This is a genomic window from Streptococcus sp. HMSC064D12, assembly GCF_001837205.1.
Lineage (GTDB): Bacteria > Bacillota > Bacilli > Lactobacillales > Streptococcaceae > Streptococcus > Streptococcus salivarius_D.
The window spans coordinates 176,314-191,919 of the sequence record NZ_KV831725.1; the positions used below are offsets into that span (position 1 = coordinate 176,314).

The window sequence follows — 15,606 nt, forward strand, 5'->3', positions numbered from 1 at the left end:
ATAGATTCTTTCAAAAAATAGAAAACTCAAGGACCTAGAATCCTTGAGTTGCTATATTTAGTCTTTCTTTACAGGAATTTCCTTAATCACACGCGCCGGATTCCCGCCTAGAACAACATTGTCACCGAAGGACTTGGTCACAACGGCTCCTGCTCCAGCAACTACATTATCCCCTAAGGTCACTCCTGGGAGGATAGTCACGCCTCCACCGGCCCAGAAATTATCACCGATCGTAATTGGAGCACCATATTCAATGCCTGAATTACGCTCGGTTGGATCAAGCGGATGCAAGGGCGTCAAAAACTGACAATTAGGGCCAATCATGGCATTGTCACCAATCGTGATAGGACAGATATCCAGCATGGTCAAATTCCAGTTAGAGTAAAAATTTTCACCGATATGGATATTAACACCGTAATCCGTAACGAACTGAGGATTCATGGCAACATTTTCACCAGTCGAACCAAACCAAGATTTGACAATCTCTGCCCTTTTGAGACGGTCAGGCTCAGCATTGAAGGCCCATTGTTTTTCTCTTGAGCTGGCTGCTAGGGCACGTAACTTAGGATCGCTAGGTTTATAAAAGTCACCTGCAATCATCTTTTCATATTCAGTTGGCATGGCATACTCCTTTTTTGCTTATTCTCCTATATTGTAGTATAGAAGTGATGTTACCACAAGCGAATGGATATAAACTAGCTAATAATCTCAACTAAAAAACCATTACTAAATATAAATTGTAACCATAGCTCCATTATTTTCATTAGAAAGTTTCAGTTCCCAATCATGAAGTTCTACGACTCTTTTTACAAAAGATAACCCTATTCCAAAATGGTGATTCTGAGAGTCTTTTCCTGATTGATTATCTTGGTAAAAGAGCGATCCTACATTATCAATCATATTAGCCGAGAACCTTGAGCCATCATTCCAAACCGATAAAACAATCTTATTTTGCTCAGATGATAATTTTATTACTATCCTTGGCATCATTGATTGACTATAGGACATTGCATTATTCACAAGATTAGTAAGTGCTCTTAAGAATAATACTAAGTCAATATGAATAGTAGTATCAGATGGGGTTTCATTCAATACTTTTAAAACACAGGTCCCAGTTGTCAGAGGAGTTAATTCTCTAATCAAACATGACGCAAGCTGCTCCGAAGTAATATGCTCTTTATTGATATTATCTTTATAAAATGTTTTTGAATATTGAATAAATTGATTAAAATAATTATCTAGCTGTTGACTTGAAGATTCGATATCTAATAAGCATTGAGTTAACTCAGGAGACAAATCAAATGTCTGAAGATACTCAGCATTACCTGAAATTATTGTTAGAGGTGTCTTTAAATCATGTGCTGCGGAAGACACTCTGAACATTAGCTCTTGCTTTTGTTTCTTCTCTTTTTCAAGCATCTTCTGAATTTTATCCTGCATCTTCATAATATGTTCTTTTGTCTCAATAAATTCAAATAACCTTAGTGGCTTAGAGTATTTGTTATTGTCTGAATATAAGCTTTGTTCATATACTGTCTTCATCTCTATCTGAATTTCATATAGAAGTTTTTGTACATTTCTTACAATTATAACAACTAAAATGACACAAAGATAAATCCACGAGCTAACACTAAAAAACATAGTAAAGCTATTCACATTGTTAGCATTAATTCCTTCAACTGCTGTAAATAGGGCAGGAATGATATAAAAAAAACAAATGCATATCAGAAATTGAAAAATAATTTTCAAATAAGTTGCTCTTATCAACTGCTTTAATGTTATTGATTTTGCCATTTATATCCCCCACCCCAAAGAGTTTTAATTGGATCAATACCATAAGGTTTTAATTTTTGTCGAATCTGATAGATATACTCTGTGATACTTCGGTACTGAACTTCTGAACTTTGAGGGTACAAATATTCATAAAGTTCCTCTACACTAAAGATTTTAGTTTGATAGGTAAACAACAAATATAATAAATTAAATTCCCTTCTCGAAAGAGAAATACTATTACCGTCTACTATTAATTCCTTTCCTACCCTATCAAATTGAAGTAAACCACTAGTCTCAGTATCTCCGACAGAAAGTAGCCTTTTATCTCTTCTAATATGCATTTTGACTCTTGCAACCAACTCCTTCATACCGAATGGTTTGGTAATAAAATCATCTGCACCTATTCCAATAGCTTCAACAATATCTTCTTCAAGGTTTTTAGCAGTTATAAAAATTATGGGTGTTTGAATCTGACTTCTGATACTACTACAAATATCAATACCACTCACTGGCATCATTATATCCAGTAAAATCAAATCAAATCCTATGAAGTCACATAGGTTAATATCTTCAACAGAATTTCTAGTTTCAACTACATAGGAGTTTTTCTCCAGAATATTCTTAATCAATCTTAAAATTTTTAAATCATCGTCAATAACTAGAATTTTAGACTTTACCATTTTTTTCCTCGTACGTTTTGAATATATTGTAACATAATTAAAAATCGAAAATACATTTCAAAATTAGCATATAATTGATAATTCAATAAATTGAGTTTCTACCAAATCTCAATAATGCTCATTTTTAAGTAACAGAATATGTGCTCCAAAGTCTTGTATCTATTTTTCAGTCAATCTATCTAAATTCGATGTTGTCTCATCTAAAAAAACAATCTTTATTTGGGTTACTTTAAAAATTCCTTTCTAATAAGGTAATAACTAGTAAGGAATAATCCAATAAGCCAAATTATGAATACAATAAAACGCATTATAGAATAGTTTGTATGTATTAGCTGAAAAACTAAATCATATATTATTACACTTGAAGCTATTGGTATAACCCTATCTATAAAAGGCAACACCAGTATAGGAAATAATAGCAAAATTGCAAGTGCAATCATTGAATTACCACATAAAAAGGAAAAAGAGTAACCCGCTAAAAAGTATATAACTGAACCAAACAAGTAGTAATAAAAATTTACTTCACTATGAGTACCCTGACTAAATATCATTACTATTAAACCTGCTAATACTGACTGTGTTAGACATTCTAGTAGGTCTATTAATAATATATATAATGTAGCTTTCACCCTACTTCCGTTGTTCAGGTAAACTTGCTTATAACTTTGTGTTTTCAATTCTACACTTGCATTTAAAACTCCATTCCCTAAAAAAGAGAACGATATTATAGTTAATAAGACAGAACTGCTAAAAGTGATAGAATCACCATTAACTTCGAATTTTAGGTATCTTAATAAACTTATTATAATAACAAATACTAACTGAAATAATAAATAAACCTGTACAGGTAATAAACTATATTTTTTATAAAACAAGCTATGCAATTGGCTTTTCATTCTTCTTCCCCCATTTTATTTTTTCTAAATAAAATAAACAAATCGTCGTAAGGAAAGTTTCAAATAGTAAAAGAATCGCTCCATATACTTGGGTTGTCTGACCGGCTTCGATCCTATCAAAAGCAAAAGACTTAGCTCCAATTAAAGGTAATAAATTATCTAAAATAGGAGAAATTGCCCTAAGTATGCCTGATAAAGAGAAAACTAACAACAGAACTATCACAATCAAAGAAGGAATTGATCTTTTTGTTATTTTTACAAGTAATAGAGAGAGTAAATTAAGTGTAATTGTAAAAGCTACTATTCTAATGAAAACATCAAGCATTAAGCCTATAGACAGAATACTTTGTAACTTACTAACTAACATGAATTTTAGAAGTAATGCATTTAATAAAAACAACGTAAAAGTCGTCGTTATTGAAATAGCAATTATACTAAATATCTGTGAAAACAATCTTATTTTCCAGTTAGCACAAATTAGTGATGAAAACTCATCCTCACCAAATTGATAATCAGTTGCTAGAATTAATGCTGACAATATAGGCAAAAATAATACGGTTGCTTGATACGGAGATGATAAAATAGCATCTCTCACCGTTCTATAGGGAGTTTCAATTACATTTGGATCAATATTTACTGAGTTTGCAGCACCAGTGTGTAGTGCATTAATGACTTGAATATTTTGATAGGTAAAAAACAAACTAACTACAACTAAGATAAAAAATCCCATTTTAAATAAAGTTAGGTGACTATATTTATATAAATACCCCTTAATAACTTGACTTAACATTTTACACTACTCCTTTCGTGTACAGAGCTAAAATAGGCGTTTTCAAAACTATCATATTCCTTCAATACTTGCTCACGTTTGTCATTTAGAACAACGTGACCATTTGAAATACCTACAACTCTATCTACGGTTAATTCAAGTTCGCTCATATAATGGCTAGTTAATAGTACTGTCTTTCCTTGTTTCACAAAGTCTTTGAGAAACTCTCTTAACCAACGGATTCCTTCTGGGTCTAACCCATTAATAGGTTCGTCTAAAATCAAAATATCTGGGTCTGCAAGTATTGCTGTTGCTAAACCTAATCTCTGCTTCATTCCTAAAGAATAATCTTTGATTTTTTTCTTACCAACATCTTTTAATCCAACAATTTCTAAACATTCAATACAACGTTGCTTACTGAGTCCACAAGAAAGTGCAATCCATCTTAATTGCTCATAACCAGTTCTACTTGGATAAGGTTGATAACTATCTAAAAAAGTTCCTACTATAGAGAGTGGCTCAGCTCCTAACTCACTATATGTTGTTCCCAAAATAGTTGCCTTTCCACTATCAGCTGACTCCAATCCTAATAGTATTTTTATTAGGGTTGATTTTCCAGAACCATTAGGTCCTATCAAACCAGTAATCTCACCTTTATTAGTATGAAAAGTTATATTTGATAATACAACTTTGTCATCATATGTTTTATTTAAATTAGTAATATTAATCATTTTGCTTTCCTTTGACGAATAGAACCTTTTGAAATTTTGACAAACTAATACTCTCACCAATAGGTTTACCATCAAGTTCCACCCATGCATATGCATTAAAAGAGGAAGTTTTAAAATCTGAAACCCAATCTGGAGAACGTCTTTTATAGTGAAGGTACCTTTCACTATAATTGTAGTTTATCAATATATTTTCGGAAAAAAATCAGAGTTAATAGTTTTACATATTTTTAATTAAAAAATGTTCTGAGATAGTCTTTAAACATCTGATTTTAGATAAGAAACAATCCACAAAAAAATCCCAAGTGCACTAAGCAACTTGAGATTTTCTTTCTGTCTGGGCATGCCTGAGTCATTCAGGGCTTTATATTATTTATCCTTTTGATCTTTGTGATCTTTTTTATTTTTCTTCTTACGTCCGTTGCGACCAAGTCCTAGACCTGTTACCGATACGGTGAAGCCTGCGATATTGATGGTTTCTTCAATCTTACCTTTACTTGCTTCTTCCTCATTTGAGAGATTTATTGGCATCTTGTGTTTAGAGCCTTTACCCTCAGCTTGACTTGAAACAGGTGCTTCAAAGTCATCGCCTGGTCCATAAGTAACTGGTCCATCATGAGATTCCACTTGCTCTTCGACTTGGTCGAGAACTTCTAGGTCTTGGATTTCTTCAACAACGATATCGTCTGCCTTGTCTTCCTTAGGTTTACCGTTAATATCGCCTGTTAATGGGATATAAACAACGGTTTCCTCAAGGTTACGTTGACCTACTGTCTTACCTTCAACCTTATCCTTATCAGCGCTATAGCCTTCTACTTCAGGAGTGATGACTGTTTCAAACTGACCTTTATTTGAAGTCCAGTAGCTTGAACCAAGCTCTTCACCTGTAACCTTATCAATAGTCAAGCTACGTGTCCATTGAGCAGTTTGGATGTTATTGGCAGGAAGTTCTGCTTGTCCATCGCTAGATGTGTAGAGAACTGTGAAGGTTACGTCTTTGATGTAGCTTTCGCATTCTGGCCATTTGGCACCATCTGGATTTGCTGGGTTGATTGGTGTACCAGCTTCTTGGATGTTATCTGGACCTACTTGAACGGTACCATGACGAAGGGTAACCATGAAGTTTTGGTCAACATGTGAATCGCCATCAAAGATTACACCGTTTGTGAAGCCATCTGCAAGAAGGGTATAACCACGGTCGCTATAGTACTTGATACGTTCGATTGTAGAGTATTCAATCACTTCGCCTGATTTACCAAGCAAGTCGACCACTTCAAGTTTCTTACGAGTTGTACCGTCAACATAAGTGACTGTAGCTTTCTGAGCATCCTTGAGGTAAGTAACCACTTCCATGATTTCAGGTGTTTCCACAGAAACCTCTGTCATTTCAGCGACTTCCATACGGTCTGGTGTGAATCCGACAACCTCTGGTGAAGGAACAGCTGAGAAGCCAGCTTGAGTACTTGACCATGCTTCATAATTGATAGCACCTGTCACAAGGTTGACATTAGCCAAACGTTTGAAATCAAGAACTTCAACGTAGTCGTCGCTAGCCAAGCCACCTTCTTCGAAGACATACTGGATGGTACGTGTCACATCGGCACGATTTTCAAGCATTTCTACGCTATTTGGCCAAACTGGGCTATTCACATCATTTGGATCTACGACTTCACCTGCAACTGGTGCTGGCATATCTGGGTCAATGAGAACTAAACGTTCACGAAGAACCACTTCAAAGACTTGGTCAAAGTCAGAATCACCATTGTAAGTGTGGTCAAAGGCTTCTGCATAACCATCGTTGACAAGTTCATAACCTTGTTTGAGCAAGTTTGCGATTTGTTCATCAGTAGAGTAGTCAATCTTCTCACCTGAGCTTCCGACAACAACATCACGCGTCAATTCTGACTTATCAAGCTCATTCATGTAAAGGATAATAGCTTTTTGCTCATCCTTAGCATAAACCACGTTGGTATCTTGACCTGGGTGTTCTGGAGTAATAAAGGCCTTTTCAGAAATGTAACCAAGAACATCTGGAACGACTGTTTCCATAGCCATGGTTGGATCTTCAGGATCGTTGTTGTAGCTTGGAGTAGGTGCATTTTCGATTGGTGTACCATACTCATCTACTGGAATAATCTTACCAAGCTCTGTGTAAGTTACAGTATCTTCCACTTCTGGAAGGTCTGGTCGAACTTCAAGTCCACCAGCTTGACGTTTATCTGCATAGAAGCCTTCAACTACTGGAACTTCTACAACATCATAAGTGAAGCTGTCTTGATCCCAAGTGCTTGTTTGTTCCACTTGGTTAAACTTACCGTGGAAGCTGAAGCTATCTTGAATGTTGATAACTGGATCTTTGTAGCCTGCACCTTGGAAGGTAACCGTTTGTTTCGTATCTTGCGTGATATCATCCAAGATTGGTTCGTAAACCAAGGTTTGGTCCATGCTGAGGTCAATTGGCAATACCAATTCACTTTCAGCTTGGTAGCCAGCAACTTGTGGTGCTGGTGTTTCAATAACTTGCGTAGCATCTTGAGGATCATTAGCATAATGAACTGGCTCTGCATCCGCTATTGGATTACCAAAGGTATCAACAGGGATAATCTTACCGAGTTCTTTATAGACAACACTGTCTGTGGCTTCTGGTTTATCAGGTGTAACAACCTGCATACCAGCCACAGCCTTGTCCGCATAGTAACCTTCGATAACTGGGACATTAACCTTAGCAAAGGTATGGCTGTCTTGATCCCAAGTGTAAGTGTCTTCTGCTTGGTTGTATTTACCAGTGAAGGTAAAGTCAGACTGAATATTAACAGACGGTGTTGCTTCGCCAGCTCCTTTGAAGAAGACCGTTTGCAAGGTTGGTTGCGTTACATCTTCAAGGATTGGAGCGTACTCAACAAGAATATCGTCTGTCAAGCTCTCAGGCATGACACTTTGTTGCATTGGACGGTAACCCGGAATGTGAGGAACAAGTGTCTCACTAACCTTAGTTGGGTTATTGGCATCGTTGTTGAAGGTTGGCGTTGGAACGTTTGGAATCAAGCGTCCATTAGCATCAATAGGAATGATCTTACCAAGTGGAACGTAGGTAATGGTTTCTTCGATGTTATCTTCAGTAACCTCTCTACCTTTAACTTCTACTCTATCTGCAAAATAGCCTAAAACAACTGGTGCATAGATGTCATAATACTTGGTCTTATTTGGTGACCATTCTGTCTCATCAACAAGTTCACCTGTAACCTTGTCAAAGGTAAGGGTACGCACCCAATAAGCCTTTTGCACATCGGCATCCGGCAAATCCGCATTGCCATCGGTACTCTTGTAAAAGACTGTGAAGCTTACTTCTTTCTCGTAAGCATACTTAGATGGCCACTTAGGTCCATCTGGATTATTAGGATTGATTGGAGTATCTGGGACTTGTTCATGGTCAGGCCCTATCTTGGCAACATCGTGTTGCAAGAGGACAAACCACTCTTGATCATCAATATCCTTGTCATCAAAAATGGCATCTTTAGGGAATTCGTCCTGAATCAAGTCATATCCCATGTCCTTGAAAGTCTTGATACGTGTTGCTGTTCCGTATTCAATCGCTTCACCCAATTCACCGGTCAACTGGTCACTAACCAAGTAAGCTCCGGTAGTTTCATCAATATAAGTGATGCTGGCTTTCTTGAAAATTTTACGATACACAACCGGAGTATCCCCTCCTGGTTTGTTCGGTACTACACTTTTAATATCTGTCATATAATCTTGAACAGCTGGTGCTGCTGTCTCACCCGCCTTTCGTGGATCTTTTTTATTATTGTTATACTGCTTAGTCAAAGCACCTGGAATATATTCCCCATCTTCTGTCACAGGGATAATGCGTCCCAATTTCCTATAGGTCACATGTTCCGTTACCGTTGGCACATAGGGTGTGACAACGTTAAAACCCGCTTCCTTTTGGTCAGCGAAATAGCCCTGGACAACTGGTACCGGTATCTTAGGATAGGTATAACTGTCCTTGTCCCATTCGATTAAACCAGTCTTCCTATCTCTAGTTCCCGTAAAGACATGTTTTTCCATGACTTCAGAATCTGGAGTTTGCGAATCCGCTCCTTGAAAAATAATCTCTTGCTTAGATGGGATCCTCACGGTTTCCGATTGAGCATGATTATCAAAGAGAGCTTCATCAGCTCTAGCAAAATCTAATGGAGAGGGGGCACGGTGGTCAGAGTGACGTTTTGGTCTAGTCAATAATTTAGAAAGATCTATAGTATCAACTAAATCAGTATTCCCTGATCCGTGTGCGACATGCTCTTCGGCAGTTCTTGCTGCTGCTTCAGTCGCATCTTCCCTATAGGCTCTCAAAAATACTCCCCCTTTCTTCTTTTTATGAGAAATAAAATCCTATACTTGCCAAGTTCTCATGGAAATCTTTTCTATTAAGATTTCATTTTCCCTCAGAGAAGCTAACAAGCTTTTATCAAAAAATTAAATTTTTTGATATCTCTTATATATACTATAATACGAGAATCGAATTTTTACAAGTAAGGTGTAAGAACTTTAATCATTTTAACCCCCAAGTGAAAAAATAGCGTTTTAATGTGTAATATCTATCAAATGTTTTATGAAAGTGACATCAAAATGAGATTACACCGATATGATAAATGACGAATCTTTAATGGAGTTTTTTCTACCTAAAGACACTCTCTTAAGAAATACACTATAAACTATCACAACTACTTCTCATCTTTGAAAGGCTAGAACCTTACCTTAGTTTATAAGGAAGGAACCTAAGAGAATGGCACAGAAAAAGTCTGTGCCTGGCCCTCAACTATGAAATGCTAAGAGTTAACTAGCATTGCTTTTAGTATAGAATGACTTTGATGCTTCATCAATAGATTGGAACCATTTAATGAGACTCCCTAGTTTCTCAACTTTCACGTATTAAGTTGTAAATAATTAATAACTTTTTTGCATGATGACTTATTCAAGGGATTGCAGATGTAACGACCACTGTCAGACTATTATGACTAACTCAAAATAGTTTTAAAATCACTAGTTTCAGTCATCACCAAATCCTTAACGAAATCCAAACATGCCATAAAAACCGAGACTACTGTCTCGGTTCATACAGTTTAGAAACGATTAAATTTGACCTCGGCCTTCACCGTCAAAGTAAACCCACCATCCTGGACTCACCTCAACCCAGCGATTAACAGCCATTTCACCTGAATTTGGATCATAGTAACGAACAATACCGTTCACACGAACCAAATGACCTTTGATTTGTTTACCATTATTATCAAAGAGAAGGTTTTGACCGTTGATGGTAACCATACCTTTGACAGCATTACCATTACCATCGAAGTAATACCAGCTACCATCGATTTCATGGAATTGGTTACGGTAAAGCTCTCCTGAGTTTACATCATAGTAACGAAGGTTACCATCTACGTTTGCCAAAGCACCTTTGACCTGACGGCCATTTTGATCAAAGTAGAGGTCTTGACCATTGATGTTTTGTGAACCTTTTACAGCTGTACCATCATTATTGAAGTAAGCCCAAACACCTGGTTCGATTTCTGCGAATCGGTTACGAGCCATCTCACCTGAGTTGGCATCATAGTAACGGATAGCCCCATTCTCGTTAACAGTGCGCCCTTTAACTTGGACACCATTGTTGTCGAAGAAGAGTTCTTGACCATTGATGTTTTGGTGACCGGTCACACGTTTACCATTACCATCATAGTATGCCCAAACGTTATTACCAATTTGTACGAATTGGTTACGGCCTGATACATTATTATTGTTATCTGGTTTTGGATCTTGTTTGCCGTTTGCATTCAAGACACCGTTTTGGTCGTAGTAGAATACTTGACCTCTACGGTTTTGACGATAACCATCACGCAATTGCACACCATTAGCGAGGAAGAAATATTGTTTACCATCGATAGTCTTTTCTCCGACTGCCATACGACCTGAGTTATCAAAGTAGTAAACATTTCCGTCGTTATCTTTGATGAAGGCATTCTTAGCATATTGGCCATTGTTATAACGGTATCTTACAGAGAAGAGACGTTTTTCAAACTTACCACTGCCGTCACCATTTTGATTATCTCCATTTGTTGATTGGTTGCTTCCTACTACTTTTGGAAGGCTAACCTTACCGCCATTTGTACCGTAGTAACCGTTGAGGCCATTCTTAAGTACGTACTCTGAGCCACGGTCAAGAATGTTAGTACCATTCATGTATTTAGCAGACCACTTTGTAATCTTCTCATCAGTTGTCATGCGTTTACCAGTAGAGATTTGAACGCGGTCAAAAATTTGTGGGTAGAGACGTTTCAATTCATCAAGGAAGGCACCACCATATTTACCTTGGTAGTCATTACCAAAGGTACGTGTTTTAGCAGCGTAGAGGCTATGATCGATGATTGCACCATCTTTAGTTTCACCATAGTTATTAACACGAGTTGCAGTAACCACTTCATCACCTGGAAGGTTGTAGATTTGGTCTGGAACCCAGTCAGCAATCGCTGAGATACCTACAGCGTGGAGTGATTTAAGAGCTGCTTTCAAGTCAGCCAATGAACCGTACTTATTGTCCTTACTCATACCAATATCATAACGGTCTGTAAAGGCATAACCATTTTGGATTACTGAGTCAAGGAAGCTACCGTCATCACTTGAAACGTACTGTGGTGCAAATTCGAATGATGTGATACCCCATGATTTGAAGAGGTTTGCATTTTCAGCAATCTTCTTATTAGTGTATTGTGATGGATTTTGAACGAAGTCTTGGAAGTTAGAGAAACCTTCGTAGATAACTTGTGAATCAAGGGCAGCATTTGATTCGTAAACCAAACCACTGCTGTTCTTTTCTTTACTTGGTGCTACACGCACGTCTTGATTTTCAGAAGCACCTACTGGTACCCAAACGGCAAGGTAACCATCAACTTGAGGGTTACGGATACCACGAATTTCATTTGCACTAAATGTCAAATTACCGTTGCCATCAGTGTATTTAACAATACCGTTAGCATCGCTGTCATTCAAGTAAGTAGCCACACCATCGTTTGTTGTCAAAAGCAATGGACGATAAGCTTGGTTACGGTGAGCCGCACCCATGTTAATTGTCAAGTTGCTTGTCAAACGAAGGGCAGGTTGGTTTGAAACGATAACTGCCATACCTTGGTTACGTGTCTCTGCCGTACCAGTATCAGAAGCACTGTTAGCCCCTGTACCATAACGTACAGATGTCAAGACACCTGCAGCATCCCAACCATTAGTATTACCATAACCGATGTAGTTAACCTTCATATCTTGACCACCGGCTGCATAGCGGATACGGCCTTTCAAGAGGGTTTCGATAGCATCATAATATGGTGATTTTTGAGCCATATATTGACCATCATCTGTGTACATGTCTCCATAGTAAACACGTGGCACAGTGTCCTTATGCGTAAGCATCAAGGCATATGCTGATGGGATGTTATATTGTGTGTATTGCTTGTTAGCACTACGCATGTCTTTGTTGTAGATTTCAAAGGCTTTCTTCATTTCATCAAGCGTGAAGGTATTCCCTGTTGATTGAGGGTTGATTTCATTTTTGATGATTTGACCAATGATTGATTGTACCTCTGAATCGTGAGCACGAACAAAGGCGTAGTTAGCCATGCGTTTAGAGTTTTTACCACTTTCAGAACGGTCATTCAAACTATTTGAAATGAGTGGTTCAACCCCTGAGCGGTTACCAATTGGACGCAAGAGTGAATATACCAATGCTAAGTGCATAGGGTCATCCATTGGCAATTGGGCACCTTTAGTGTCTTCATTGTAATAGGCATCGTTGTGAGACCATGCTTCCAAGATAGACAAGTGTTTAATGGCTTGATCTTGACTTTGATCAGCACCATATTTAGCTTTGAAATAATCTGAAGCAATTTGGAGAAGGTCAGCATTGACATTATCCACGGCATCGACACGAACACCATCGAAGTTTTCATCTTCAGAACCACCAGTAATAGTACCGATGTTCATGATGTAGTGGAGCCAGTTCAACTGCTCAGCCTGAACCGCTGGATTTGAGTTGTCAATATCATTTGCCAACAAGAACTCGAAACCACCGTTACTTGTATCCTTAGTATACTTAGGATTGTGTTTACCTGTTTGACTAGTTGGTGTGCGGTTCAAAAGACGATAATCTGAGTTAGCATGGCTTGTACGACTATCGTTGTTATAGAGAAGGGCACCACCTTGCAAGTGGTCATTATTATCAAGGTTTTCAGAAGTTGAATTCCAACCTGGTTGAGTCTTCACGAAATTTTTGATAGTTGTACGCAACCAGTCAGTGTTACCTTCACGCGCAATACGTTCTTCAATACGCTTTTGAACTTCAAGCGCTGCTTGGTCCATCTGAGTTTGTGAGCTGAATGACGTATAGGTCTGATTGGTACCGAGACCTTGCTCCTTCATGTAGTTGAGGTAGCTCGCTTGGATAGCCTTGCTTGGCCACCAAACTGTAAGCAATGGACGTTTGTCATTTTCAGTTGAAGCAGTCCACTCTTTACCATCTTTCAAGATTTCTTTTGGACGGTACCATGTGTTGGCAGTGAAGTAACCATCAACAAGTTCGATATCTTTATCAGTTGTACCATAAAAGGCATTCTTATCGCCATTTACAGTAACGTTTGTGTTTGTGCTATCAGCTGATGAACCTGTTCCACCGTTCTTGTCGAAGCGGTATTCTTTTTGGTTAGACAATTCACCAGTTTCAGCATTAAAGTATTGACTTCCGCCGTTACGTTCGAGGACATAGTTCTTACGAATAGTGCCATCATCTTCAACGTAGTATTGTTTTCCATCAATTGTTTTGATATGGCTTGGACCATCAGTTACGACATTGTTAGTTGCTGGAAGGTCGTTGTTTACTACTGTGACAGTATTGTTGGCATTATTTGTATTGCCGTTAACTGGGGTAGCACGACGGCCTCCTGTAGGACCACGGCGGGCACCAGTCGCACGACGTTCACGTGTCGCTGCGCGATCAGTAACTGTTGTTGTGTCAGTTGTAGTATTGTTATTTGTTGTATCAACAGCTGTATCATTGGTTGCTGTTGTATCGTTTGTAGTTGCCGCACGATCAGTACCGACAGTCGCTACCGTATCAACAGCATTCGCTGCAACTGTATTTGTTGTATCAGTTGTCAAATCGAAAGTTGCTGTTGGAGTTGCTTGGTCAGTTGCGACATCGTTTGTCGCTGCAACTGCTGTAGTTGGATCCTGAGCAGCCGTTGTATCGTTAGATACAGTACCCGTATCAACAGTAATATCGGGGATGGCTACAGTAGCATCCGTATGTTCGTCTGCCTGAACGACACCGTCGTTAGTTCCTAAAGAAACCGCTGAGACTGCACCGAGAGACAAACCTGTCACTGCGATGGTTACCCATTGTTTCTTAACTTTGTGCATTTTATAATGTACTTTTTTGTCCATAATAAAAAGACTCCTTTTTCCCATTTATAGCTTCATTCTAAATCATTGAAAGCTTTTTTTCAATAAGATTCGATAAATTTTCATAATTTTTAGAAAAGTCCTTTTGTTGTTTTAATAATATTAGTTTTTGATGAGAATTTAGAAATATAAAATATTCATTTTTTATCGTTGAGGGAAAGAGAATTGGGAAACTATAGCTATTTAGAATTATTCTTGATAAGCTTTTTTGCTTTTAACCTTAATCCAAGAGAATCTAATGGAAAAAGACCAGATTCTTAAGACTTCTCCTCTTGAAACACTTAAAAACACTAACTTAAGCAATATATCAGGCTGTAGAGATGATGTCTTTTTTAGGATAATTTCTCATACTGAAAATAAATTCTAACTATCTAAGCCATTCACTACTTACTGAGCTGTAAGAGGAAGTTATAGATTATCTCATGCGTCAGGAAGAGGTTGAAAATATTACCCTCAAGGCTATTGCCAATGAACTCTTTATTTCTTCTTCTACTGTTATCCGTGCTTGCAAGAAACTAGGTTACCAGACCTATAATGAACTACGGTATGACCTGCGTTTATCAAAAGAACTTAAGAAGAATCAAGCCAAATTAGAACATAACTCCTTTGAACAACTCAAAGAACAACTCCACGTCGAGTTCGAACATACCTTATCCATCCTCTCAGAGCAAGATTTCCAAAGCTTTGCAGATAAGATTCTTGAGGCTAGACGTATTTTCTGTATCGGCGTGGGATCTAGTTACATGCCTATGACCGACTTCAACCGCAAATTGAAACTGATCAACATTTGGACCAACGATTATTTTGAACAATTCAGTATTGAACGTATTAAAGTTATTGTGACACCTCAGGACGTCATTATCGTCTTCTCACTCGGTGGAAAAAGCAAGGATGTCAATAACAGTATCTTACAAGCCAAAAGACATGGGGCAACTGTCTTAACTATTACTACTTTAGGCAATCACCTACTTTCTAAAATCAGTGATCACATGATTTTTGTCTATGATGCCCCAAAAAACGTGAAAATCTGCGTTCGCATTAGATGTTCAATTTGGTTGGAAACTTGTTATTTGAAGTCATTCTAACAGAGCAACAACGTCGCTCATCCAGGTAAAATGTAATACTAAATTAGGAGGTCAGTTAAAGCTGACCTCCTTTTTATTGTTGCTGTTTGTTTTTGAAACTTTCAAAACATCTCCAAATCAAAAAACACCTCCTAGCTAGACTGATATGCCCCCTGTCAAGTAGACAGGTTAAAT

Annotated in this window: 9 protein-coding genes; 1 reads left to right on the top strand and 8 read right to left on the bottom strand. The window is 37.8% G+C overall.

Annotated features, from left to right (window positions below; genetic code table 11):
• Positions 1 to 57 precede the first annotated feature (57 nt).
• From HMPREF2697_RS02555 to HMPREF2697_RS02590, 8 genes are all read right to left on the bottom strand, one after another.
• Positions 58 to 621 carry a sugar O-acetyltransferase gene (locus HMPREF2697_RS02555; protein ID WP_061652433.1) on the bottom strand — a complete coding sequence of 188 codons (564 nt, stop codon included), beginning with the start codon at positions 619 to 621 and terminating at the stop codon, positions 58 to 60.
• 105 nt (positions 622 to 726) lie between these two features.
• Entirely contained in the window at positions 727 to 1,794 is a 1,068-nt protein-coding gene (locus HMPREF2697_RS02560; protein ID WP_002886932.1) for a sensor histidine kinase, read from the bottom strand.
• The gene (locus HMPREF2697_RS02565; RefSeq protein ID WP_002886931.1) at positions 1,779 to 2,453 is read right to left on the bottom strand and encodes a response regulator transcription factor; all 675 of its coding nucleotides are present in this window, start codon (positions 2,451 to 2,453) and stop codon (positions 1,779 to 1,781) included. The genes HMPREF2697_RS02560 and HMPREF2697_RS02565 overlap by 16 nt, the downstream gene beginning before the upstream one ends.
• 224 nt (positions 2,454 to 2,677) lie before the next feature.
• Complete coding sequence (locus HMPREF2697_RS02570) at positions 2,678 to 3,349, bottom strand: hypothetical protein (RefSeq protein ID WP_061652431.1); 672 nt, start codon at positions 3,347 to 3,349, stop codon at positions 2,678 to 2,680.
• Entirely contained in the window at positions 3,330 to 4,139 is an 810-nt protein-coding gene (locus HMPREF2697_RS02575) for a hypothetical protein (protein ID WP_061652430.1), read from the bottom strand. The genes HMPREF2697_RS02570 and HMPREF2697_RS02575 overlap by 20 nt, the downstream gene beginning before the upstream one ends.
• Positions 4,133 to 4,849 (bottom strand): ABC transporter ATP-binding protein, encoded by a 717-nt coding sequence (locus HMPREF2697_RS02580; protein ID WP_070849535.1) that lies wholly within the window; start codon positions 4,847 to 4,849, stop codon positions 4,133 to 4,135. The genes HMPREF2697_RS02575 and HMPREF2697_RS02580 overlap by 7 nt, the downstream gene beginning before the upstream one ends.
• A gap of 366 nt (positions 4,850 to 5,215) precedes the next feature.
• Positions 5,216 to 9,199: a mucin-binding protein gene (locus HMPREF2697_RS02585; RefSeq protein ID WP_070849537.1), complete on the bottom strand. Its 3,984-nt coding sequence runs from the start codon at positions 9,197 to 9,199 to the stop codon at positions 5,216 to 5,218.
• A gap of 780 nt (positions 9,200 to 9,979) precedes the next feature.
• Positions 9,980 to 14,329 carry a glycoside hydrolase family 70 protein gene (locus HMPREF2697_RS02590; RefSeq protein WP_070849539.1) on the bottom strand — a complete coding sequence of 1,450 codons (4,350 nt, stop codon included), beginning with the start codon at positions 14,327 to 14,329 and terminating at the stop codon, positions 9,980 to 9,982.
• A 440-nt stretch (positions 14,330 to 14,769) separates the two neighbouring features.
• On the opposite strand from HMPREF2697_RS02590, the gene HMPREF2697_RS02595 reads away from it, so the two are divergent.
• Positions 14,770 to 15,432, top strand: a complete 663-nt coding sequence (locus HMPREF2697_RS02595; RefSeq protein WP_013990283.1) for a MurR/RpiR family transcriptional regulator — start codon at positions 14,770 to 14,772, stop codon at positions 15,430 to 15,432.
• Positions 15,433 to 15,606: the final 174 nt, after the last annotated feature.